We start from the raw sequence: 23,371 nt of genomic DNA on the forward strand, positions 1-23,371 counted from the left end.
ATTCCTTACTGTTTTGGATATGTCCGTTCGGGACAGGTGAGATAGGCATTTCATTGCAATCCAGATGCCAACTAAAAAGGGGCAATTTATGTGAGGAACCACACAGCGTTGCGTTTTGAATTGGTCATAAACTTTACATGTCAACTTCACATGTCAATAAAATGGACATTCCAGATTGACCAGGAGCCTCTGATGCGCGCCAGCGAACGTTTGCCGTTTAAAGATGAAAGCGACCCGATTTTCAGCCTGCCGGAAGGGGCTGAAGCGGGCGAATGGGATACCTTGCTCTGGCAGGGCTGGCACAGCTTTGTCCGGGGGGAACAACCGGGCTGGATGCGGCGCAGTATTTTGCAGTCATGGCAGCGATCGCAGCAGCGCGCCATCGATCCACACACCTTCATCTACACTTCGCCTCCTGCGGATGAGCTGAAGGCCATCCTGGCGCACAATGCCGAGCTGATTGCGGTGGCGCGTAACGTAATGGAAAACCTGCTGGCCTATAACCCGGATGGCCATATCAACCTCACCGACGCGCAAGGTGTCACGCTGCATTTTTGCGGCGCTGATTTGACGCCGATTGGTAGCATCCTGAGCGAAGAGGTGCTCGGCACCAACTGCACAGCTCGTTGCCTGATTGAGCAACGGCTGGTGTATGTGTTGAGCGGGGAAAACTGGAAGATCGATCTGCGTAAGCGCCACTACCAGTGCGCAGCCGCGCCGATTCGAGATGCCAGCGGCCAACTGCTCGGCGTGCTCACACTCACCGCCACACCGGATAACTTTAATGCGCACACGCTGGGCACGGTACAGGCCGCTGCAGAAGCGGTGGGACAACAATTAATGTTGCGCAGTTTGCTGGCAGAACAACAGTCGATCCTGGAAACCCTGAATGAGGGCGTGATCGTCTGCGATCGCCACGGACGGATCAAAACGTTAAACCGCTATGCGCGGCAGATCTTTAGTGGTCTCGATCCTCAAGCCGGGCCGATTGATGTGTTACTGCAACCCCAGGGAGGATCGCTGCTGACCATGCCATTCTGTAATGACCGTGAGTTGCAGTTTATCCCGGACGGCGTGCAGCCCCTCTCCTGTCTGATTTCATTGATGCCGGCACCCGATGGTGGACGTGTGCTGTCTCTGCGCGAGAACCAGCGCATCCGGGCGATTACGCGGCAGGTAATGGGCGTCAGCGCCAGTTATACCTTTGAGATGATCCGCGGCCACGCTCCGCGCGTGCAGCAAGCCATTCAGAAGGCACGCGCCAGCAGCCGCACAGATAGCACCGTGCTGTTAAGCGGTGAAAGCGGCACCGGCAAGGAGTTGTTCGCGCAGGCGATCCATAACGCCAGCCCACGACATCAGGAACCCTTTATCGCCCTCAACTGCGGCGCCCTGCCGCGTGACCTGGTGCAGAGCGAACTGTTTGGTTATGTCGATGGCGCATTCACCGGTTCCCGGCGCGGCGGCTCCGCGGGAAAATTCGAGCTGGCGGATGGCGGCACGCTGTTTCTGGATGAAATTGGCGAAATGCCGCTGGAGGCGCAAACCAGCCTGCTCCGCGTATTACAAGAGAGTGAAGTGGTGCGTATTGGCGCCGCGCATCCGCTTAAGGTCAATGTGCGCATCATTGCCGCCACCCACTGTAATCTGCTGGATGCGGTGGAAAAAGGCGCCTTTCGCCGCGACCTGTATTACCGTCTTAACGTGATTTCATTAGCCATTCCGCCGTTGCGAGAACGTCAGGAAGATATTCCAGGTCTGGTGAATACGTTTATTCAGGCGCTCTGTACCCGCTTGAAACGTATCGCGCCGCAGGTGTCGTCTGAAGCCATGCACTGCTTGCAGACGTGGCACTGGCCGGGCAACGTGCGTGAACTGGAGAACCTGGTCGAACGCATGGTGAATTTGTGTGAAGGGCTGGAGATTGGCAAGCCGGATTTGCCGGAAGAGATGACGCAGCGCGTCTCGCCGCCACAATCCAGCGTTTTAACATCATTGCAGGAAAATGAGCGTCAGCATGTATTGCAGGTGGTGAGTGAGCAGAAAGGCAACCTGCGCCAGTCAGCACAGCAACTGGGGATTTCACGTACCGCGCTGTATAACAAACTGAATGTCTGGCAGGTGGATGTCACGGCATTGCGAGGGAGATAGGTTAAAAAGGGTTCATGTGCTTCCTTTAGCCCACCCGCTCTCGTACCAACACTCCCTGAATCCCGGACGGGATTCAGGGAAGACGGATGAGGGGGAGTATATTGACCGCCATCTACAATGACGCTCTACCGTAAATCATTCACTCTTGCCCGGTGATTGCATCAGCTGCGGATAACAACACGAATCGCTATCTACAACGACGCTCCACCGCAGATAACCAATTCCTGCCCGGTTATTGCATCAGCAGCGGGGGACAGCACAAAACCCGCCAGCGCCGCCACTTCCTCCGGCTTGATGTAGCGCCCAATGGGCGGCAGCTTGGGTGGTGAACTGGCACGGCCAGGTTGCAGCAACATGGGCGTTTCAGTGGCACCGGGCGCGATCACATTCACGGTGATCCCCTGCGGCGCTAACTCAGCCGCCCAACTGCGCGCCATCCCAACCATTGCCGCTTTGGTGCTGACATACTGGCTGCGATGAGCGGCGCCGCGTGAGGTGCGACTGCCGATCAGCAAAATACGATCGCCCTGCGTCATCTGCGGCTGCAACGCGTTCGCCATGATCTGCGCCACCTGCACATGCAGATACCACAGGCGCGCGCTCTGCTCCTCATCGAGATCGCCGAGCGGCGCTGCCGCCATCATGCCTGCGGCATGCACCAGCGCATCCACCTTTGGCAAAGCGGCCAGCGCCTGCTTCAGCAAACTGGCATCGAACAGATCCACGCTCACCGAGGTAAAGCCCGGATGATCTTTCTTGACCAGTGTGCGACTGAACCCCGTCACCTGCCAGCCCTGCGCCAGCAGATGATCGGCAATCGCCGCGCCAATACCTGAACTGACACCCGTGACCAGCGCGTGTCGACTCATTTTTCGCCCCTCACCCACGCTTCGTTAACGCGGACGTACTTAATCGCCTGACGGAAATAGGTGTAGGCGATATGCAGTGCGCCGTCCTCACTTTGCTTGATGCTGGGATAGGAGAACTCGCGGTTGAGCTTCTGCTGCGAATTGTTGGTCATGCAGTAGCCGTCGCCTTCATCGAGATGACGCTGCCACGGCCAGCTTTGGCCGCCATCCGGGGAGATGGCCAGCGTCATCGGTGCACGCGGTGCGCCCCAGAACGCGGTACGTCCGCTATGCACCACCGGTTCAGCGGCCACCGCCACATCGTCATCCTCATCCTCATCATCATCCTCGATTTCGTCATACAGCGACAGGCGACGCTCGCTGGCATCTTTGGCACTCATGGCGTTGAACACCAGCGCCAGATGGCCGTTGTTCAGCGTGGTCACCTGAATTGAGGAGTTGTTGTTCGGCAGTTCCGTCGCCGCCGGCGCACTCCAGCTTTCACCACCGTCTACAGAACGACTTTGGTAGATAAAGTCTGCCCAACGACTGCGATACAGCGCCAGTAAACTGCCATCCTGCAATAAAGTAATGTTCATGTGCACGCAGCCGAGGCTATCCGGCACCGCCACATCGCGCCAGCTTTTGCCTTTATCGCTGGAGATTTTTACCGCGCTAATGTCGTCATTACCGACCCATTTTACGCCCGGCTGAGTGCGGCAATAGAACACCGGCAACAGCCAGTTGCCATTCGGTAACACCGTAATCGGCTGGCGAATAAAGGTGCCGGGTTGATCGAGCAGCGTGTCGATGGCGCTCCAGCTGCGGCCAAAATCACGTGACTGGCGATAGCGCACAATCGCCGTGTCCTGATTACCGGACTTCTGCGCTGTCCATAACAGCCACAATACCTGGTCAGGATCGAGGAACAGCACCGGGTTCTGCTCAGAGCGCGTCGAATCATCAGAAAGTTTCTGCGCCTCACTCCACTGGCTGCCGCCTTGTTCCAGGCGCGAGCACCACACGGAGATATCGGCAATCCCTTCCTGCGTACCACCAAACCAGACACACAGCAGATCACCGTTGGGCAGCGGCAGCAGATTAGCGGCATGATTCTGCGGACAGACCGAAGGCAGCATCGCCGTGAGCTGCTGCGCATCCTGCGCGTGCGGATGAAGGTTACCGTTACGTTCGACGGTAATCGTTGATTCGGTCATATCAGGCTCCACTGTTTTGCATTGAAGATTTTGGTGCTTTTTTGTCGTGCGTTTGTACCGAAGGGATCAGGCGATCAATCACCATGATCACTGCAGGCGTAATCAACGCCACGTACATATTGTTGATGCCGAACGGATCACCGAGCAGATACCAGACGGTGGTCACCACGCAGGCCCCAATCAGACCGGCATTCGCCCCTCGGGTACTTTTATAGAACGGCAGGTAGAAGGCAATAATCGCCACCACCGAGATCGACAGACGAATCGCGCGGGTGAAGAAGGAGAGCTTCAGCACCTCGGGGACGAACAGCACCAGGATTAACGGCAGGAAACCAATCAGCAGCGACAGCCAGCGCGTCATACGGAATTCACGTTCTGGCGTTGGGTTGCGATACGGTACATAGAAATCTTTAACCACCAGCGAGGCAATCGCCAGCGCCACGGTACTGACGCTGACGAAAATCGATGCCACCAGCGAGGTGGTCACAATCCCGGCCAGCCATGGGCTCATATCCTGCAGGAACACCGGTAGTGCATACAGGCTTTTGATATCCGGATGCAGGTACTTCGCCGCCACGCCAATCAACGCAATGGCAATCGCAATCGGCATGCAAAAGAAGAAGGCAACCCAGGTTGCACGCTTAGCGGATGCGGCACTTTTGGTGGAAGCAATAGCCTGAATGACAAACTGGGTGCAGAAAATCGAACCGATGGTGCCTATCATCCAGGCAAAAATAGTGCTGGCCCCGATATTACCGTCCCACGTCCAGTAGAAATGCGGCATCTCTTTGATCATCGGGCTAACGCCGCCGGTCATATGCAGTGCAACGCCGAGAATGATCAGGATACCGATATATTTCAGTCCGCTGTGCAGCAGCGTGACCCAGGCAATGCCCTTCATGCCACCGAACATAAAGTAGAAGGTACTGACGATTGCGGTGATCACGGCCGCCGTGGTGAGATCGAGGTTCAACACGGTCGAGATCGCCGCTGCGCCGCTCACATAGTTCCCCACGTTCACCAGCAGCAGCGCATAGATCATGATGAGGGAAATGATGTTCTTGGTTGAGTTGCCGTAACGTTCAGCAATCGCACCCGAAATGGTGATTTTTCCGGTGTTATAAATACGCTTAACCAGCAGGAATCCAAACAGCGGGAAGCCAATCGCGGCACCAATCACCGACCAGGATGCGGCAAACCCACCTTCAAACGCCGCCTGGGCGGTACCAATGGTCGATTTTGCGCCAATGTACTCAGACATTAACATCACACCCACAACAAAAGCCGGCATCACGTTGGATCCCGCCATAAAGTCGCCGCTGTTTTTACTGCGCAGGCGCCAGGTCAGCCAGGTGGTAAACAGAATATACGCGATGACGATCCCGACAATAATCATCATCCCTTCTGCAGAAAACTGTTTCATTTTAGCCTCATTGATAACGTAGGGTCGTGGCCTGCGCTGGGCTTCACGCTTGCCGTTAATGAGGTTGCCTGTTTTGTTATTTTAGTGTCTGTGCACAACGGCAACCCTGTTTATGCTTATTGATTCATTTCACTCAAAACAGAATGAATTCACGCATAAGCAGGGCAATTTATAGGCTAATCAGCCAATGATTTGTTTGATCATGCTCACAAACAGTCAATTATGATAATAAATAATCAAAAATAACTTAATAGTTACAAGGCGGATTGCAAAAAATCCACAAAGGCGCTAATGCGGGCAGGTAACTGACGCTGCGGCCGCCACACCGCAAAAATATCCCCGTCCACGCTGCTCCACGCTGGCAGTATATGCAGCAGATCGCCACGCTCAATCATGTGCTGGGCATCCCACCAGGATCGCAACAAAATGCCGTGCCCATCCATCGCTAACTGCATCGCCACTTCACCATCGTTGGTGATCAGGCTGCCCTGCACTTTTTGCGTCACCTGCTGCTGGCCATCACTCAATCGCCACAATGCGAAATCGCTTTCGTACTGGCGTAGCAAAATACAGTTGTGCTGCGCCAGCGCCACAATACTGTCAGGCAGGCCGTGACGTTGCGCATAAATCGGGGCGCAGCATAGCACGCGTGGATTGGTGCGTAACTTGCGCGCGATGAGTCGCGCATCGGGCGGTTCGCCTATGCGGATATCAATGTCGATGTGTGAATCGATGAAATTCAGTGGCTGGCTGCTGAGCTGTAGTGATAACGAGACTTCAGGATGCAGCGCCGCAAAGCGCGACACGCAAGGGGCAACATGGCGGCGTCCAAATCCAAACGAGGCGTTGATGTTCAGGCTGCCACGCAGCACCGCCGCCTGGCTGCTGACCGACTCCTCCAGCTCCGCCAGTTGATCGAGCAAAGGGCGAGCCCCTTCCAGATAGCGTTTTCCTTCAGCGGTGAGCTCCAGCCGCCGCGTGGTGCGTTTAAGCAGTTGCACCCCCAGACGCTGTTCAAGGTGGCTGAGACGTTTGCTGACGGCGGGCAGCGACAACCCCAGCTCACGCGCCGCAGCGGTTAAACTCTCCAGCGCGGCGACGCGCACAAAGAAGGCCAGATCATCAGTCGAAGTGCGCGATTCTCTACTTTTATTCAACATTGGCTTGCCGCTCAGGCTAATTATTTCCCGGTGATGCATGGTTATACTGCGTTCAGAACATCAACAGCAACCTGTGAGAACCCTATGAGCGGCAAAACCTACAAAATCGCCGTCATCCCTGGCGATGGCATTGGCAAAGAAGTGATGCCAGAAGGCATCCGTGTAATGGATGCAGCGGCAAAGAAATTCGATATTTCTCTGGAGTGGCAATGGTTTGACTTCGCCAGCGCTGAATACTGGCAAGAGCACGGCAAGATGTTGCCGGATGACTGGTTCGCCACCCTCAGCCAGTTTGATGCCATCTATTTTGGCGCGGTGGGCTGGCCGGATGTGGTACCGGATCACGTGTCGCTGTGGGGATCGCTACTGCAGTTCCGCCGCGAATTTGATCAATACGTCAACCTGCGTCCGGTTCGCCTGATGCCGGGCGTCAAAGCGCCGCTGGCCAATCGTCAGCCCGGCGATATCGATTTCTACGTGGTGCGTGAAAATACCGAGGGCGAGTACTCGTCCGTCGGCGGCACCATGTTCCCTGGCACCGACCGCGAAGTGGTGATTCAGGAAACTGTGATGACGCGCGTCGGCGTCGATCGCATCCTGAAGTTTGCCTACGAGTTAGCGCAGAAGCGTCCGAAAAAGCACCTGACCTCTGCCACCAAATCCAATGGCATTGCTATCACCATGCCGTATTGGGACAGCCGCGTTGAAGCCATGGCACAGAGCTATCCGGAAGTGAAAGTCGATAAGTATCATATCGATATTCTGACCGCGAACTTCGTGCTGCATCCGGACTGGTTTGATGTGGTGGTGGCCAGCAACCTGTTTGGCGACATTCTGTCGGATCTCGGCCCGGCCTGTACCGGCACCATCGGTATTGCGCCCTCCGCGAACATCAACCCGGAAGGGAAATTCCCGAGTCTGTTTGAGCCGGTGCATGGCTCAGCGCCGGATATCGCGGGCAAAGGCGTGGCAAACCCGATTGGACAGATCTGGTGTGGTGCGATGATGCTGGAGCACCTCGGTTACGCCGAAGCGGGTGCCGCCGTGCTGGATGCCATTGAGCGCACCCTGGCCGCCGGTTCTAACCTGACGCGCGACCTCGGCGGCAGCGCCTCAACGGAAGAGTTGGGTGCGGCGATCGCAGCAGCGCTTTAAATAGGCTTAACGGATGCGCCCGCTATCAACTCGGGCGCCCCAATGGCCACGGCCTGTAATGTTCGCAGTTGCAGGTGCTCACAGAGTCGTGCTCTGGCGCACCCCTACTTCACCGCCCCTTCCGTCACTCCGCTGATAAACTTGCGCTGGAACACCAGAAACACCGCCACCAGCGGCATGATCACAATCATCGCGCCCGCCATTAGCACTGGAATATCAATGGTGTTTTTGTTCTGGAAAAACATCATGCCGATTGGCAAAGTGCGCAGTTCATCCTTGTTCACCAGAATCAGCGGAATCAGGAACTCATTCCACGTCCAGATAAACAGCAGCAGCGCCAGCGTTGATAGCGTGGGCCAGATGGCGGGCACCAGAATGCCCCACAGGATTTTGCGCCGGGATGCGCCGTCCATCACTGACGCTTCCACCAGTTCGCGTGGCACCTGCTGCAGTGCAGTGGCAATCATCAACGTGGTAAACGGCAGTGATAAGGCAATTTGTGGCAGGATCAGCGCCAGATACGTGTTCGTCAGCCCCATCCAGCGCAGTTCGTGATAAAGCGGGATAATGAAAGCCTCACTCGGCAGCACCATACCCAGGCCCAGCATCGCCGCTATTACTTTCTTACCGGGGATTTTCAGCCAGGCAAAACCAAATCCCGCCAGAATCCCTAACAAAATGCTGCTGATCACCACCGGAATCACCACCAGCACCGAGTTCATAAAGTAGACGTTGAAGTGCCCCTGCTGCCAGGCCGTCACGTAATTTTTAAAGTTCAGCGATGAAGGCAGCGTGAACACGCCCTGAAACAGCTCCATCTGCGTTTTGAACGAAGTCATCAGCGCCATTAAAAACGGCAGGATGGTCATCAGCGCGACAATCCAAATCAGTGCGCGTGAGACAACAGGCGTACCGCGCATCAGTGACGCTCCCGAATAGCAAAATGAATACAGGCGTTGATCATCAGCACAATCAACATACTGAACACGGCAACCGCAGACGCGTAGCCAAAGTAGTGCAGATCAAAGCCCTGCTTATACATAAAGATGTTGGTCACCATGGTCGAGGTGCCCGGCCCACCTTGCGTCATCACATACACCAGATCGAAGGCCTTCAGGCTGGCAATCACCGTCAGCAGCAGCGCAATGCGCAGTTCCGGGCGCAGTGAGGGCAGCGTGATACGCATAAACTTCTGACGCCGTGAAGAACCATCCAAATCGGCGGCTTCTAATAGCGAGGGATCCATGCGCTGTAATCCAGCCATAAACAGCACCAGACAGAATCCAAAGAAATACCAGGTGGCGACAAAACCCACGGCCGGTAACGCCCAGGTGAAATCCCCCAGCCACGACAGAGCCAACTGCGGCAAGCCAATCGCGCGCAGGAACTGATCGATAGGACCAAACGCTGGGTTATACAGCCAGCGCCACACCACGCCCAATACCGCCATCGGCATGATGTAAGGCAGGAAAAACAGAATACGCAATACGCTGCGCTCTTTGCCGTTGCGCGTTTCATACAGGAAGCTGCACAACAGCAGACCGACGCCAATCGGCAGTAAGGTGTAAAACAACATCAGCAGCGCGTTGTTACCGAGCGCCACCCAGAAAACCGGATCCTCGAACATGCGCACGTAGTTGCTGATACCGGTGAAAATCGGCAAGGAGGTGCCATCCCACTCGGTGAAACTGATGCCGAGCGAGGCCAGCAGCGGCAGGAGTAAAAACACCGCATAGACCAGTACGGCAGGCAGAAGATAGAGCGCATTGCGCCAGGCAGATTTGTTCAGCATAACCTTACTCGCTTGCAGGCTAATTCACGGCCCGGCATTGCTGTCGGGCCGGACGTCATCAGTGCTTCAGGGTTTTCAGGTAACGTTGATAGTTGTTGTCGAAATTGGTGACCATCTGCTCCGGCGTCTGTCTTCCGGCCAGTAACAGCTGCACGTTCTGATTCAGCTCAGCATTCATGGTCGGCGTGGCCCAGTCCAGATAATGGCCGAGGCCATCATGCTCGTTGAGGGTCACCCATACCTGATACGTCTCCGCCAGCAACGGGTTATCCGCAGGGATTTGTGCATTTTTGCTGGTACCCGCCGGCAGGAAGCCCACTTTCAACCAGCGGTTAGCCATCTCATCGGAAACGATGTAGTCGATAAATTTGGCCGCCGCATCCTGCTGCTCTTTGGTTTTCGCGGTGTTGGTGATCGAGAACGCCAGATCGGTACCGCCCACCATTAGCGCATGCTGTACCCCCTCACCCATCGGCATCGCCGCGAAGTGCACATCTTTATTGTCTTTGAACTGACCGAGATACCAGGTGCCGCTCACCAGGAACGCGGCCTGACCATTCTGGAACAGCGTGGCCGCATCATCATGGCCAATGCCTTCGAAGCCAGGGAAGAAGTAGCCTTTGTCTTTCCAGCTTTTCATCATGCTCGCCGCTTTCACCAGCTTGTCGTCTTTGAAGGTGCCGCCGACGTCGTAAATCAGATCGTCGAGGGCTTTGCGATCTTTACTCTCAATCTGTGCTTCCCATACCGTACTCAGCAACTGCTGGCCCATATTGCCATCCAGCAGGCCGAGCATCATCGGCGGCGTACCCGCGGCTTTCAGTTTCTCCATTGCCGCTTCCAGTTCAGGCAGGGTTTTCGGTATCGCAACACCCGCTTTGTCCAGCAGCGCCTTGTTGTAATACAGACCCACCATTTCACCGAGACTCGCCACGCCATACAGTTTGCCGCTACCAAAGTCTTGCTTATCAGACCAGCGGTTACGCTTGAGGATCGAATCCGGGAAGCGCGTGGTCCAGCCGTAAGTTTTGGCATAATCGTCCAGCGGCCACAGCAGTTTGTCTTTCACCAGCGAACCCATATCGCCACCGCCCTGATTGACCTGCGCGATTTGCGGGCCATCACCGGCAGTCAGCGCCAGCTTCAGTGGAATGCGTGTGTCTTCAAAAGAGTGCACCGAGCGCTGGATGGTAATGCCCGGATTCTTCTGCTGGAACGCTTTAACCGCTTCATCCACGGCTTCGGTTTGCTGCGGATAGTTATAAATATCCCATTCGTTCAGCGTGACCGCTTGTGCCGTCGCCAGGGTCGCACCGAGCAAAATCCCGGCTGAAACCAGACGCGACACACTGCGCAGTGAGCTTTTCATACGGGACGGACGTTTGGTTGAATCACACATCATGCTCGGTTTCTCCAACAGATGACTGGCATCCCTTCATCGCGACACCTGCATGTCCTGGCAGGTTGATTCAGCAGCAGTAATAACGACGTTAATTCATACTTACTTTATGAACAAAAGAAAGTCAAACACCCTCACTGCGGAATTTTTGCTCTGTGATACAGTGCAAACTGTGAGAAGAAAAGTGGACTATGCAGTAGAGAATTCTGCAAGACAGCCGCTGAAGCGCACACCATAAGAAGACATGCCTCTGCCGACAGCACAAATCACTTACGCCATTCAGCCGCATTAACCCACTGACAGACCATATGAAAATTCTATACTTATTGAGAGATGTGAGAGGCCTTTGCGGCAAAATCATCTCAGAACACAGGCACCACAGGCTCTGCGCCGCTTCACGTGGCCGTTCACGCCACCGTCCGCCCTCAGGATTTACCTCGATGTTGTGCGGTAGCGCAATTATTACACCTTGAAAACTAAGTCAGCTTTATTTACCGTAAAATCTGTTCATCTCATGACCACAGAGGCATCACCATGACGGCTAAAGGTGTTATTCGCCGCGCCAGCGAGAGCGATTTTCCGGCCCTGTCGCGCATCTGCTTAGAAACGGCCAATGCGGGCACTGACGCCACCGCGCTCTATTCCGACCCGGCACTGCCCGGCCTGCGCTTTGTCATTCCCTACGCGCGCTTTGCGCCTGACTTCGCTTATGCCCTTGAAATAGAAAGCGAAGTGATGGGTTATGCGGTGGCAGCACCGGATACACGCGCCTTCGAAGCAGAACTGGATGCGCAGTGGTGGCCGCCACTGCAACAACAATATCGCGACTACACGCCGCGAGCCCCCCTCGACAGCAAAGTGCTGGACGCCATCCTCCAGCCGGATACCGCTGCGGAACAACTGGTAGCGCAATGGCCTGCACATCTGCACATCAATCTGCTGCCGCCAGCGCAACAGGGCGGCTGGGGACGAAAACTGATTGAGCAGTTGCTGCAGGATCTGCGTGCCGCTGGAGTACCGGGTGTTTATCTGGGCGTAAGCCTGCAAAACGAGAAGGTGTGCGGCTTTTATCAACGTCTCGGTTTCACGCCCATTATGCGCAGCAACGCCATCTACATGGGCCAACTACTCTGATTGAGGCATCACCATGACCAGCCTGCATCTGCAAAGCGTTAAAAAGTCCTACGACCATGTGAATGTGATTCACGGTATCGATCTCACCATTAACAGCGGCGAGTTCGTGGTGTTTGTCGGCCCTTCCGGCTGCGGTAAATCGACCTTGCTGCGCATGATTGCCGGGCTGGAGGAGATCAGCGACGGCAAGCTGTTGATTGAAGGCGCAGACATGACGCACCAGCCCGCCACCGAGCGTGGCATTGCCATGGTGTTTCAGTCCTATGCGCTCTATCCGAATATGACGGTGCGCGGCAATCTGGCTTACCCGCTGGAAGTGATGAAGAAATCCAAAGCGGAAATTGAGAAAGCGATTAACCAGACGGCGGCGCGTCTGCATCTGACGGAACTGCTGGATCGCCTGCCACGTGCGCTCTCCGGCGGCCAGCGTCAGCGTGTGGCCATTGGTCGCGCCATCATCCGCCATCCACGTATTTTCCTGTTTGATGAACCTCTCTCCAATCTGGATGCTGAGCTGCGGCTACAGATGCGCATTGAGATCGCTCGCCTGCACGCCTCACTGGGCAACACCATGATTTATGTCACGCACGACCAGCTGGAAGCGATGACGCTGGCCGATCGCATCGTGGTACTTCGTCAGGGCAAAATTGAGCAGGTAGGTGCACCGATGGCGCTGTATCACAATCCCGACAATCTGTTTGTCGCCGGGTTTATCGGTTCACCGAAGATGAACTTCCTGCAGGCGGAAATCGCTACGATCGCGCCAGGTGCCGTGCAGTTGCGCGTGCCCGCATTGGGCATTCACACGCTGACCATGAAGATCGACGCAGCCTGCCATGAAGGACAAAAAGTCACGCTGGGGATTCGCCCCGAACATTTCTCACCGGCGCAGCAGGAAACCGATACGCTGAGCTTTAGCGCTGATTTGTCATTCAGCGAGATGCTGGGGCATACCAACTATCTTTACCTGGATATCGGTGAGGAGAAGTTACTGGTGATTGAGGAGCGTAACGCGGCAGAACATGAGATTGGCGACCGCGTCAGCTATCAGATCAATGCTGAGCGCGGAATGTTGTTTGATGAGCAGGGATTGCGCCTGCGTTAAGCGCCTGAACGAAGCAAGCGCCGTAGTTATGCTACGGCGCTCTCCTTATAACGAGTGAACAACGTCGATGCAGATCGCGCCACTACAGCTATTGCTGCTTTAAGACACCGTCTCTTCATCGGCCTGCGCCGCCAGTAAATCCAACAGCTTATTCACCGCAAAACCGGCCGCACCCTGTGCCCACATCCGATTCGACTCAGTGAGGAACTGCAGCGGCGTCATCTGCGGCGTGATCTTCAGGCGATAGGTCTGGAAGCTCTGGGTGATGTGGTCGAGCAGGATGCGCGAGGCCATCTGCGGCTCCATCGCCAGATACACCACGTCAGGATCGTAAGCCACCGACAGATTCGCCAGCGACATGCCCAGATGCTGCCCGGCCTCCGCCAGCGCGCTAAGCACTTCAGGTGTGGGCTGGCTATCCAGATCGCGTAACGTCTGCGGCAGCGCCTCTTTCAGTGAAACTGCCACACGCTGCAAAATCGCCTGTGACGAGGCGACATCTTCCAGCAAACGTTCGGAGCCATCACCGAGCAATGACACACCAATCTCACCGGCTTTGCCATGGCGGCCGCGATAGAGCTGGCGATCCAGCAAGATTCCGGCCCCAATCCCTTTGCCAAAGGTGGCGATCACTGCTGACTGCGCATGGCCCAATTGACCAAATACCAGCGCGGCCATGGCTAAGGCATTGGCATCATTTTCGATAAAGACCGGCAGTGAAAAACGTTCTTCCAGCAGGCGTGCAATCGGCACGTTGTTCCAGCCCAGCGCGCGTGACAAGACGCAAACGCCGTTGCTGGCATCCACCAGCCCCGAGAGTGCAAGCCCAATGGCACCGACTTTCTTTCCTTCCACACCACGCAAAAACTTCGCCAGCGCATCACCCAGTTGCTTGGGGGTCATCGCGCCTGAAGGGATCTGCTGTTCGCCAATAATGTTGCCGCTGAGATCGGTTAAGACGATCAAATTACGTTCGGCGTTAAGCTGAATGCCCACCACACTGGCGTGATCCGGGTTGAGGCCGAGCAGGGTTTTCGGTCGTCCCATTGATACACGACGCAACCCCAGCTCCTGCACAATACCGCCGGAGAGCAAGCGGTTGGTGGCCTGCGAAACCGTGGACATACTCAGGCCGCTACGGACTTTGAGGTCAGACTGGCTGATTGGCGCATTTTCGACAATCAGCCGCAAAATGCGTGCAGTTACGTTGGGAGCGCTCATGGATCTCTTTTTTAAGTTAGAAGAGGCTAAGCCGGTTGCTGGCTGAACTGGCTGGCAAGGCGCAGTGCGCCGCTTAAGGCATCGCCCTGCGGCGGCACAAGCTGTGCAGCAATCTCGGCCGGTAACCAGGGCTGAATCGGCACCGCAAGCCCCCCCATCAGGGCCAGTTTGCCGTGACTGCGTGCCAGCAAGGGTTGCACCATCTGCACGATATCGGCAGCGGCCTGCTGCACCAGCGCAATGCCATGGGGATCGCCCTGCTGTGCAGCGGCAAAGACTTCGGGTACCACGCTGCCCCACTCGGCGGGTGTTGCCTGCTGTGACCAGAGTAACATCTGTTCCGGGCTGTGTTGATGCAACGCCATAATACGTTCAGTCAGCGCTGAAGCAGGCACGATAGCTTCGTGCGCCAGCAACGCTAAGCGCCGTGCACGGCGTCCAAGGATGGCGCCTGAACCGGCATCCGACAGGGCAAAACCCCAGCCACCCAGCAGGGTAAACTGCGCGCCGTCCCAGGCTGCGCCCTGGCTGCCCGTCCCGACAATCAGCACCGCGCCTGGTGCACCATCGTGCGCACCCGCGCAGGCGATCTCGACATCGGTAAACAGATAACGCGCCTGACAACGAGGCTGCCAGCTTTGCAGCCGTGAATGCACCGATGCCACATTGGCCCCCGCCAAACCCGCCACCAGCAGGGTGCGGTCACGCGCATCAGCAGCCAGCCCCGCTTGTTGAAAGAGCGTGTCGATGACCGATTCAATGGCGTTGATGGCGGCATCATACTGCGACCAGACATTGGCGGGCCCGCCCGTTGCTTCCGCCAGCACGTGGCCAGCGTGGTCCGTCAGGCGCCCGCGACAGTGTGTACCACCGCCATCAATACCCAGCAAAAGTGATTGCACGCGCTTCCTCCTGCCTGCCACGAACGGCATGATGCTTATAGATGTGCGAAAGATAGGGGAAAAAAACTTAAATCGCAATCACAAATAAATACGCATTCCGTATAGTTAATTAATATTCATTTAAAACATAAAGATAACAAAAAGTACCAATTTGAGATCGGCGTTACGGATTGACATTAGTTTTTCTGCCGTAATAAGTTAATGGTCAGATTATCAGCAGCCTGATGGGTCGGGCAGCTAACAAGCAACGGGCTTCAGGGGTACAACATGAAAGTGGGCATTATTGGTCTGGGCTTTCGTCTTTCCCATGTGGTGAAAGAGTTCAACAAAGCTGACGCAGAGTTCTCCGTGGTGGGTTACGTCGATCCGGCTCCCGCTGGCTTGCCAAATCTTCACACCTTCGGTATTGATGCCGGGAAGGCGTTCGACAGCGTGGATGCGCTGCTCCAGCACGGTGGTTTCGATCTGTTGCTGGTGGGGTCACCCAACTTTATGCACCTCGAGCATATCCGTCAGGGGCTGGCCGCCGGTTACACCGTGTTTACCGAGAAACCGGTGGTGATCAATGAAGAGCAGACGATGGCGATGGCGCAACTGGTACAACAATATGGCCATGAGCGCATTCTGGTCGGCCTGGTGCTGCGTTACTCACCGCTGTATCACGATCTATTGAACGCACGCGATGAAAATCGTCTCGGTGAAATCACCTCAATCGAAGCCACTGAACACATCAAGCCTTATCACGGCGCCTTCTTCCAGCGCGACTGGCGACGTCTGGAAAAATACGCCGGTCCTTATATTCTGGAAAAATGCTGCCACGACATCGATCTCTATCAGGGATTGGTCGGTGAACGCCCGGTGCGCGTTGCCAGCTTTGGTGGACGTAAGAACTTCACCCCGCAGCATGCACCCACCGGGGCTGTCACGCCGCAATCAGAGGTGTATCACGTGAAGCCCAGCGGCTGGTCGAGCACGGATGCGGTGTTTGACGGCGACGCCGATATCGTCGATTACCAGACGGCGCTGATCGAATACGCCAATGGCGCAACTCTCGCCTTCCACGCCAACCTCAACGTGCCGGATGAATTTCGTCGTTTCTGCGTGATGGGCACCGACGGCATGGCCGAGGGCGACTTTGTGCGTAACTACTTCCGCGTACACAACGCCCGTACCGGCGAGCGTGAAGTCGATACCACCTACAGCGGCAATGCTTATGACGGTCACTATGGTGCCGATGCGTTGATGGCTGAAGAGATCGTCAAACACATTAAACAGGGAACGCCACTGAAAGTATCCGTGGTGGATGCACTGGAAGCGGGTCTGACCGCGATCAAAATCGATGAAGCACGAAAATCGAAAACCGTGGTGGATATGACAGACAGCTGGAAACAATTTGACGCCAGCCTGGGGAAAACCGCGACCGTATAAGGTCAACCTCCCCGCGCAGATCCCCCTTTGCGCGGGGCTTTTCATGGCAGTGCAGAGTGGTGACATCATTAACCGGCCCGCGAGCCGGTTTTTGTTGGCACTTAACCTGCGTTTTCATTCTCCAGCTTCTGCCGTTTGCGCAGATGCGGGAAAATCGTCATCCACACCGCCACCACCACCAGCGTGCCGATCCCGCCAAGTGCTGCGGCAGGCACCGCCCCCATCCACGCCGCCAGCAAGCCTGACTCAAACTCGCCCAGCTGATTTGAGGTGTTAATAAAGATGGCGTTGACCGCATTCACGCGACCGCGCATGTCATCCGGCGTATCCAGCTGCACCAGCGCGCCGCGAATCACCATGCTCACCATGTCGAACCCACCCAGCGCGGCCAGCGCCAGCAGAGAGAGCCATAATTGCGTGGAGAGCGCGAACACCAGCGTGGCGACCCCAAAGCCCGCCACCGAACCAAACATAATCATGCCGACGTGTTTTTCCAGCTTGTGACGGCTCAGCCACACGCCAACAATGAGCGCCCCTACAGAAGGTGCACCGCGCAGCATGCCCAATCCCCAGGGGCCGGTATGCAGAATATCCTGCGCGAAGATCGGCAACAGCGCGGTGGCACCTCCCAGTAACACGGCGAACAGATCGAGAGAGATCACACCCAACACATCTTTGCGCTCACGAATAAAACGCACGCCCGCAAACATGGTGGTGAGATTCATCGGCATCCGCGTTTGGGGTGGACGTTCATAACGAAGGCGGCTGACCAACACCAGAGAGAAGAGATAAAACAGGGCGGAGACGCCGTAAACCACCTCGGGACCGGCCACATACAGCAGGCCACCTAAGGTTGGGCCGACGATCACTGCAGCCTGGCCGCCCACTGAACTCGCCGCCATGGCACGCGCGAGAATCGGTGGAGGCACCAGCGCAGGGAGCATCGACGTGATCGACGGCCACTCCAGCGCTTTGGCCACGGAGATCAGAAACACCAGTCCCCAAATTTCAATTTTATCCGCCCAGTGCATCAGCGTCAGTGCCACCAGGCCAAGCAGAGCTAGCCATTCAATCAATTGCCCGACCAGCACAATGCGGCGGCGATCAAACTGGTCGGCAAGATGGCCGGCCGGCAGAGCCAGTAATACCGAAGGCAGGAACTGCATCAGGCCAATCATCCCCAACGCCATCGCGCTGTGCGTAAGGGCGTAGATTTGCCAGCTAACCGCCACGGAGAACATCTGGAAACCAAACGATGAACAGGTGCGCGCCAGCCAGAAGGCGACAAACGACCTGTGCCGCAACAGAGAGTCTTCTGCTGCGGATAACGGTGAAGCCATATTTTATCCCATCCTAAATCATCTTCCGGCCAGCATCATTGCACCAGCCTGGTGAAAAGCCGTTTACCGACTCTCATTATCATTTTGCGGCCACAGAGTGCGACATCTGACGCTGGCAAGCAATGGCTAGCCGTGCGCTTTAAAAACAGTTGCTTATCTAAAATTTAACTAAGCATAGAGTTCTGAATATTAGCAGGCTGATTGTTTTCACCTGAAAATATCTGAATCATTCCAGAAATTCCAATAACTCAATATTAAATACATCTTTTAGCCGCCATATCTCTCTATCAGAGACAGCTAAAAAAGGTGACCTTAACAAACATTTCGATCTATATTGGAAGCGTAAAGATCACAGCAACCTTGCCGTCCTTATAATAATTAAGACGTTCCAGTTAATTAATTTATTCATAGAGATAAATGGAAAACAGTTCATACAATCCTTATGTTACTGAGCGTATCCGTCGCCTCGACGGGGCACTGATGGGCGTGTGTTATTCAGCACCCTTTATGCATTGTGAACAGGAAAGCACAGTATTACTTAACGGAAGCAACATAATTTCACTGCACAATCAGTTGCCCGATGCGCCCGAACGAATAATTATCCCTTTAGTGGGAAATAGTCTTGCGTGCTTTTTAAAGGCGCCAGAAAATTATCCCAGCCTGCAAATGGAAAATGTCTCCCTTGCTATCAATTATGCCAGTTTAGTTAAGCAGGAAGCGGCATTGCGAGAAGCCGTACAGCATCACGCATTCTGGCTTTATGATTTGGCTCCGCCAGGAACGTGCTGGAAGAATATTGCCTCTTTTCCCTTCAGTGGAATTGTCCTGAACGATGATTTCTTCAATGATAATTATCTCAAGTTCAGCTTTCCCTTTTTGCTCGGATCCTGCCGGGAAAGAGAAGCAGAGGTGATATTACGCACTCCGCAATTAACTCTGCCGTTGTCTGTCTATGAAGACCTGCAACTTTCTGGCTGTCAGGAACAACGCACCAGCAACACCCTGTTTGAAGTGTAAACGCTTACACGAAATGCCGCCTCTTGCCGTTATGTCCCGATCTCTTCGGGCATAACGTTAGAATCTCCTCATAAAATGTCGCACTACTACCATTCCACAAGCGCAAAGCACTAAAAAAATCAAACCCGTTAACGTTTTTAAGATAAAATTTAACGCAAAGGGATCATCTGGCGTAACGGAAGCGCTGCGATCGAACATTTTAAGTCACTTCGTACTCTATGTCGGGAAACAACCTAATGCGTTGTTTCCTTTTAAGTTTATGGCAAAGAAAGAGGTTAATATTATGGGGAAAGCTTCCTCATCTTTTGGCGTGATTCGCTTTTTGACGGTGCTGTTCGCACTGCTCACAGGCGCATTTATGCTGGTAGGCGGTGTATGGCTAGCCGCAATTGGTGGTTCCTGGTACTACGTTATTGGCGGTGTGATTATGTTGATCACCGCTATCCTGCTGTGGCGCCGTAGCGGTGCAGCGATCATGCTGTATGCACTGTTGCTGTTGGCAACGCTGGTGTGGGGCGTTTGGGAAGTTGGTTTCGACTTCTGGGCGCTGGCACCACGTACCGATGTGCTGGTGATCTTCGGCATCTGGCTGATTCTGCCGTTTGTGTATCGCGGTCTGAATCATGCAGGTAAAGGCGCGCTGGGTCTGATGGCCGTTGCGCTGATTGCCAGCGTGCTGGTGCTGGCGTGGGCAGTGTTCCACGATCCGCAGGAGCTGAACGGTGAAATCCCAGCGGCGGCAGATAATGCCCCGCAAGCGCAGCCGCTAAGCAACATCAAGGATGCTGACTGGCCTGCGTACGCGCGTGACCAGCAAGGCACGCGCTTCTCTCCACTGAAGCAAATCAACACCGGTAATGTGAAAGAGTTGCAGGTAGCCTGGCAGTTCCAGACGGGCGATCTGAAAACCCCGAACGACCCAGGTGAAATCACCGACGAAGTGACGCCGATTAAAATCCGCGACACCTTGTATCTCTGCTCACCGCACCAGATTCTGTTTGCGCTGGATGCAAAAACCGGTAAGCAGAAGTGGAAATTTGATCCGGGCTTAAAACCGAATCCAACCTTCCAGCATGTGACCTGTCGTGGTGTCTCTTACCATGAAATGCCAGCAGCAGCGGATGCGTCTAACACCCAGCCTGCGCTGTGTTCACGTCGCATTTATCTGCCAGTGAACGACGGTCGTCTGTTCGCGCTGGATGCCGAAACCGGTGAACGTTGTGCCGCGTTTGGTAACAACGGTGAGCTGGATCTGCAGCACAAACAGCCGGTACTGACCCCAGGCCAGTATGAGCCGACTTCACCACCGATCATCACGGATACCACTATCGTGATTGCCGGTGCGGTCACTGATAACTACTCTACCCGTGAACCGTCAGGCGCTATTCGTGGCTTTGATGTGAACACCGGTAAACTGCTGTGGGTGTTTGATCCGGGCGCGAAAGATCCCAACGCGATTCCAGATGATGAACATACCTTCACCATGAACTCGCCGAACTCCTGGGCACCGGCAGTATACGATCCAAAACTGGATACCGTATTCCTGCCAATGGGCGTGACGACACCAGACATCTGGGGTGGTAACCGTACGCCTGACCAGGAACGTTTCGCGAGCAGCGTACTGGCACTGAATGCCACCACCGGCAAGCTGGTGTGGTCGTATCAGACCGTACATCACGATCTGTGGGATATGGACCTGCCGTCACAACCGACGCTGGCCGATATCACTGACAAAGATGGCAACACCGTTCCGGTGATTTATGCCCCGGCCAAAACCGGTAACATCTTTGTCCTGGATCGTCGTACCGGTAAGCCAGTTGTCCCCGCACCGGAAACTCCAGTGCCACAGGGCGCTGCGAAAGGTGACCACGTTTCTCCTACTCAGCCGTACTCCGAACTGACCTTCCGTCCGAAGAACAATCTGACGGACAAGGACATGTGGGGCGCGACCATGTTCGACCAACTGGTGTGCCGCGTGATCTTCAAGCGTCTGCGCTACGAAGGTCCGTTCACGCCGCCGTCTGAGCAAGGTACGCTGGTGTTCCCAGGTAACCTCGGTATGTTCGAGTGGGGCGGCATCGCGGTGGATCCACATCGTCAGATCGCGATTGCTAACCCAATGGCGCTGCCGTTTGTCTCTAAACTGGTGCCACGCGGTCCGGGCAACCCGATCGAGCCACCAGCCGATGACAAAGGCGGTTCAGGTACTGAAACCGGTATTCAGCCACAGTACGGTGTACCGTACGGCGTGGAGCTGAATCCGTTCCTGTCTCCGTTGGGTCTGCCATGTAAACAACCGGCCTGGGGCTATGTCTCAGCGGTTGACCTGAAAACCAACGAAACCGTGTGGAAAAAACGTATCGGTACCGTTCGCGACAGCGCGCCGGTTCCGGTTCCGTTCAAAATGGGTATGCCAATGCTGGGCGGCCCAATTACCACGGCCGGTAACGTGTTCTTCATTGGTGCGACTGCCGATAACTATCTGCGCGCGTTCGACACCAACACCGGGGAAATGCTGTGGCAGGCACGTCTGCCAGCCGGTGGCCAGGCAACACCGATGACCTACGAAGTGGATGGCAAGCAGTACGTTGTCATTGCTGCGGGTGGTCACGGTTCGTTTGGTACTAAGCTGGGCGATTACGTCATTGCCTACGCACTGCCAGATGCTAAATAAGTTTCTGATTTGATGTGACAAAGGCGGGCTGCGAAGCCCGCCTTTTTTATTGTCTCACTGCCTGCGCTCTGGCGTATCGCGTCATTATGAAGAAGCTAAAGGTTGTTCGAAGCGCCATACCTGTCGCCGTTACGGCTTCTTTAACACCCGCGCATTTAACAGCGCGCACAGCGCCATGATCACACAAGTCGCCAGAAACACTGGCCGCATGCCGAAAGCACCGCCAACAAATCCGCCAAATAACGGACCTGAGACCTGACCGACATACTGGGCCGAGGTCGAATACCCCAACATTTTCCCCACCTGCCCTTGCGGCACATTGTGGCGAATCAGCGCCGTTACACACGGCATCAAACCGCCCAGCGCCATGCCCATCAGGAAACGCAGCAGCACCAGTTGCCAGGCTTGGGTGATAAACGCCTGCGGGATCAACAACAGGGCACAAACGACCAGGCCGTAAACCAGCACGCGGCCATGCCCTACCCGATCCGCCAGGCGCCCCAAACGCGGCGCAGAGAGAATACTGCCCAGCGCAGCCGCCGCCATCACCACGCCCGCCGTCACCGTAATCGCATGATCGCCCTGCACGAACTGACCGATATACAGCGTGATGATCGGTTCAATCGACATATTGGCAAAAATCAGCAGCATGCCTGATAACCACATCAGTCGCACCAGTGGCAGATTAACCGGCTTCTCACTCTCATCAAGAGTTTGCACCGTTTTTTTACCCGGCTGACGCGGTGCTTCTTTTAACAAAAAGGTGGTGGCAAGGAAGGCGAGGAAAATCACAGCGCCGGTCAGCCAGAAGGTATGGCGAATGCCAATCAGCGGTGGCAACACCCCGCCCAGCAGTGGCCCCACCACGTTACCCGCCATAATGCCGGAAGACAACACACCCAGCGCCCAACCCGTGTGCTCTTTTGGCGTTTGCGCCGCGACCATGATGGTTGAACCCGATGCGTAGCCCCCCAATAATCCCGCCAGCAAACGCAAGGCAACCAGTTGCCACGGCGCCGTCGCCATACCAATCAGCGACATGGCAATCGCCATTCCGAGGCTGGCACGAATCAACATCAGTTTGCGGCCATAGCGATCCGCCAGTTTTCCCCACAACGGCGCGGTTAACGCGGCGCTGAGGAAAGTGGCACCATACGCAGCCCCCGACCAGCGTGCAATCGCGGCAGGTTCCTGCACGCCAAGCTGCTGCACATACAGCGGCAGAAACGGCAGCAGCAACGTCATCGCCACAATGGTGCTGAACGAACCCAGCACGCAGACAAACAAATTACGTTTCCAGTGTTGCTGCTCAGGCGCTAACACTGTTGATGATTGCGACATAGTCATTCCCTGTTTTTGCTTTTTTAGCAGGCTAACAGCGGAGCACGACATAAAACAGGGAGAG

At 55.4% G+C, this 23,371-nt stretch carries 18 protein-coding genes; 7 read left to right on the forward strand and 11 right to left on the reverse strand.

Annotated features, from left to right (window positions below):
- Nucleotides 1–192 precede the first annotated feature (192 nt).
- Nucleotides 193–2,151 carry a sigma-54-dependent Fis family transcriptional regulator gene (locus tag FD737_RS19615; RefSeq protein ID WP_176505789.1) on the forward strand — a complete coding sequence of 653 codons (1,959 nt, stop codon included), beginning with the start codon at nt 193–195 and terminating at the stop codon, nt 2,149–2,151.
- Nucleotides 2,152–2,342: 191 nt separating this feature from the next.
- Here the strand turns inward: FD737_RS19615 and FD737_RS19620 are convergent, their stop codons facing one another.
- From FD737_RS19620 to FD737_RS19635, 4 genes are all read right to left on the reverse strand, one after another.
- Nucleotides 2,343–3,020: an SDR family NAD(P)-dependent oxidoreductase gene (locus FD737_RS19620; protein ID WP_058961842.1), complete on the reverse strand. Its 678-nt coding sequence runs from the start codon at nt 3,018–3,020 to the stop codon at nt 2,343–2,345.
- On the reverse strand, nt 3,017–4,216 hold the full coding sequence (locus tag FD737_RS19625) for an exo-alpha-sialidase (RefSeq protein ID WP_160834339.1): 1,200 nt from the start codon (nt 4,214–4,216) through the stop codon (nt 3,017–3,019). The genes FD737_RS19620 and FD737_RS19625 overlap by 4 nt, the downstream gene beginning before the upstream one ends.
- Before the next feature lies 1 nt (nt 4,217).
- Nucleotides 4,218–5,639, reverse strand: coding sequence for a sodium:solute symporter family protein (locus tag FD737_RS19630; protein WP_097118993.1), 1,422 nt, complete (start codon nt 5,637–5,639; stop codon nt 4,218–4,220).
- A 254-nt stretch (nt 5,640–5,893) separates the two neighbouring features.
- Nucleotides 5,894–6,799 carry a LysR family transcriptional regulator gene (locus tag FD737_RS19635; protein ID WP_160834340.1) on the reverse strand — a complete coding sequence of 302 codons (906 nt, stop codon included), beginning with the start codon at nt 6,797–6,799 and terminating at the stop codon, nt 5,894–5,896.
- Between the two features lie 84 nt (nt 6,800–6,883).
- Here FD737_RS19635 and FD737_RS19640 point away from each other — a divergent pair, with 84 nt between their 5' ends.
- The gene (locus FD737_RS19640) at nt 6,884–7,954 is read left to right on the forward strand and encodes a tartrate dehydrogenase (RefSeq protein WP_097118991.1); all 1,071 of its coding nucleotides are present in this window, start codon (nt 6,884–6,886) and stop codon (nt 7,952–7,954) included.
- A gap of 104 nt (nt 7,955–8,058) precedes the next feature.
- Here the strand turns inward: FD737_RS19640 and FD737_RS19645 are convergent, their stop codons facing one another.
- Genes FD737_RS19645 through FD737_RS19655 form a run of 3 tightly spaced genes read right to left on the reverse strand, consistent with a single transcriptional unit; the run spans nt 8,059 to nt 11,148 of the window.
- Nucleotides 8,059–8,874 carry a carbohydrate ABC transporter permease gene (locus tag FD737_RS19645; RefSeq protein ID WP_034826777.1) on the reverse strand — a complete coding sequence of 272 codons (816 nt, stop codon included), beginning with the start codon at nt 8,872–8,874 and terminating at the stop codon, nt 8,059–8,061.
- Nucleotides 8,874–9,746 carry a carbohydrate ABC transporter permease gene (locus FD737_RS19650; RefSeq protein ID WP_160834341.1) on the reverse strand — a complete coding sequence of 291 codons (873 nt, stop codon included), beginning with the start codon at nt 9,744–9,746 and terminating at the stop codon, nt 8,874–8,876. Before FD737_RS19650 ends, FD737_RS19645 begins: the two co-directional genes overlap by 1 nt.
- A gap of 58 nt (nt 9,747–9,804) precedes the next feature.
- Nucleotides 9,805–11,148, reverse strand: coding sequence for an extracellular solute-binding protein (locus tag FD737_RS19655; protein ID WP_097118990.1), 1,344 nt, complete (start codon nt 11,146–11,148; stop codon nt 9,805–9,807).
- Nucleotides 11,149–11,679: 531 nt separating this feature from the next.
- Here FD737_RS19655 and FD737_RS19660 point away from each other — a divergent pair.
- Both FD737_RS19660 and FD737_RS19665 read left to right on the forward strand, forming a co-directional pair.
- Nucleotides 11,680–12,279: a GNAT family N-acetyltransferase gene (locus FD737_RS19660; RefSeq protein ID WP_160834342.1), complete on the forward strand. Its 600-nt coding sequence runs from the start codon at nt 11,680–11,682 to the stop codon at nt 12,277–12,279.
- A 13-nt stretch (nt 12,280–12,292) separates the two neighbouring features.
- The gene (locus tag FD737_RS19665) at nt 12,293–13,384 is read left to right on the forward strand and encodes an ABC transporter ATP-binding protein (protein WP_160834343.1); all 1,092 of its coding nucleotides are present in this window, start codon (nt 12,293–12,295) and stop codon (nt 13,382–13,384) included.
- 99 nt (nt 13,385–13,483) lie between these two features.
- Here the strand turns inward: FD737_RS19665 and FD737_RS19670 are convergent, their stop codons facing one another.
- Both FD737_RS19670 and FD737_RS19675 read right to left on the reverse strand, forming a co-directional pair.
- On the reverse strand, nt 13,484–14,605 hold the full coding sequence (locus FD737_RS19670) for an ROK family transcriptional regulator (RefSeq protein ID WP_058961835.1): 1,122 nt from the start codon (nt 14,603–14,605) through the stop codon (nt 13,484–13,486).
- Nucleotides 14,606–14,631: 26 nt separating this feature from the next.
- The gene (locus FD737_RS19675; protein WP_176505788.1) at nt 14,632–15,507 is read right to left on the reverse strand and encodes a BadF/BadG/BcrA/BcrD ATPase family protein; all 876 of its coding nucleotides are present in this window, start codon (nt 15,505–15,507) and stop codon (nt 14,632–14,634) included.
- 267 nt (nt 15,508–15,774) lie between these two features.
- On the opposite strand from FD737_RS19675, the gene FD737_RS19680 reads away from it, so the two are divergent.
- Nucleotides 15,775–16,935 carry a Gfo/Idh/MocA family protein gene (locus FD737_RS19680; RefSeq protein ID WP_160834344.1) on the forward strand — a complete coding sequence of 387 codons (1,161 nt, stop codon included), beginning with the start codon at nt 15,775–15,777 and terminating at the stop codon, nt 16,933–16,935.
- 101 nt (nt 16,936–17,036) lie between these two features.
- On the opposite strand, the gene FD737_RS19685 is transcribed toward FD737_RS19680, so the two are convergent.
- The gene (locus FD737_RS19685; RefSeq protein ID WP_097118986.1) at nt 17,037–18,275 is read right to left on the reverse strand and encodes an MFS transporter; all 1,239 of its coding nucleotides are present in this window, start codon (nt 18,273–18,275) and stop codon (nt 17,037–17,039) included.
- 417 nt (nt 18,276–18,692) lie between these two features.
- Between FD737_RS19685 and FD737_RS19690 the strand changes: the two genes are divergently transcribed.
- Together FD737_RS19690 and FD737_RS19695 are read left to right on the forward strand one after the other, a co-directional pair.
- Nucleotides 18,693–19,292, forward strand: coding sequence for a hypothetical protein (locus FD737_RS19690; RefSeq protein ID WP_160834345.1), 600 nt, complete (start codon nt 18,693–18,695; stop codon nt 19,290–19,292).
- A 283-nt stretch (nt 19,293–19,575) separates the two neighbouring features.
- A complete protein-coding gene (locus tag FD737_RS19695) occupies nt 19,576–21,966 on the forward strand; it encodes a glucose/quinate/shikimate family membrane-bound PQQ-dependent dehydrogenase (protein ID WP_038649714.1) in 2,391 nt (796 codons plus the stop codon).
- Between the two features lie 129 nt (nt 21,967–22,095).
- Here FD737_RS19695 and FD737_RS19700 read toward each other — a convergent pair whose 3' ends face one another.
- Nucleotides 22,096–23,307: an MFS transporter gene (locus FD737_RS19700; protein WP_160834346.1), complete on the reverse strand. Its 1,212-nt coding sequence runs from the start codon at nt 23,305–23,307 to the stop codon at nt 22,096–22,098.
- Nucleotides 23,308–23,371 lie beyond the last annotated feature (64 nt).

The sequence above is a fragment of the Pantoea sp. Seng genome, from assembly GCF_009829935.1.
GTDB lineage: Bacteria > Pseudomonadota > Gammaproteobacteria > Enterobacterales > Enterobacteriaceae > Pantoea > Pantoea communis.

Coding starts and splice junctions, on each gene's coding strand:
- FD737_RS19615 (WP_176505789.1), top strand. CDS start 193: ATGCGCGCCAGCGAACGTTTGCCGTTTAAAGATGAAAGCGACCCGATT.
- FD737_RS19620 (WP_058961842.1), bottom strand. CDS start 3,020: ATGAGTCGACACGCGCTGGTCACGGGTGTCAGTTCAGGTATTGGCGCG.
- FD737_RS19625 (WP_160834339.1), bottom strand. CDS start 4,216: ATGACCGAATCAACGATTACCGTCGAACGTAACGGTAACCTTCATCCG.
- FD737_RS19630 (WP_097118993.1), bottom strand. CDS start 5,639: ATGAAACAGTTTTCTGCAGAAGGGATGATGATTATTGTCGGGATCGTC.
- FD737_RS19635 (WP_160834340.1), bottom strand. CDS start 6,799: ATGTTGAATAAAAGTAGAGAATCGCGCACTTCGACTGATGATCTGGCC.
- FD737_RS19640 (WP_097118991.1), top strand. CDS start 6,884: ATGAGCGGCAAAACCTACAAAATCGCCGTCATCCCTGGCGATGGCATT.
- FD737_RS19645 (WP_034826777.1), bottom strand. CDS start 8,874: ATGCGCGGTACGCCTGTTGTCTCACGCGCACTGATTTGGATTGTCGCG.
- FD737_RS19650 (WP_160834341.1), bottom strand. CDS start 9,746: ATGCTGAACAAATCTGCCTGGCGCAATGCGCTCTATCTTCTGCCTGCC.
- FD737_RS19655 (WP_097118990.1), bottom strand. CDS start 11,148: ATGATGTGTGATTCAACCAAACGTCCGTCCCGTATGAAAAGCTCACTG.
- FD737_RS19660 (WP_160834342.1), top strand. CDS start 11,680: ATGACGGCTAAAGGTGTTATTCGCCGCGCCAGCGAGAGCGATTTTCCG.
- FD737_RS19665 (WP_160834343.1), top strand. CDS start 12,293: ATGACCAGCCTGCATCTGCAAAGCGTTAAAAAGTCCTACGACCATGTG.
- FD737_RS19670 (WP_058961835.1), bottom strand. CDS start 14,605: ATGAGCGCTCCCAACGTAACTGCACGCATTTTGCGGCTGATTGTCGAA.
- FD737_RS19680 (WP_160834344.1), top strand. CDS start 15,775: ATGAAAGTGGGCATTATTGGTCTGGGCTTTCGTCTTTCCCATGTGGTG.
- FD737_RS19685 (WP_097118986.1), bottom strand. CDS start 18,275: ATGGCTTCACCGTTATCCGCAGCAGAAGACTCTCTGTTGCGGCACAGG.
- FD737_RS19690 (WP_160834345.1), top strand. CDS start 18,693: ATGGAAAACAGTTCATACAATCCTTATGTTACTGAGCGTATCCGTCGC.
- FD737_RS19695 (WP_038649714.1), top strand. CDS start 19,576: ATGGGGAAAGCTTCCTCATCTTTTGGCGTGATTCGCTTTTTGACGGTG.
- FD737_RS19700 (WP_160834346.1), bottom strand. CDS start 23,307: ATGTCGCAATCATCAACAGTGTTAGCGCCTGAGCAGCAACACTGGAAA.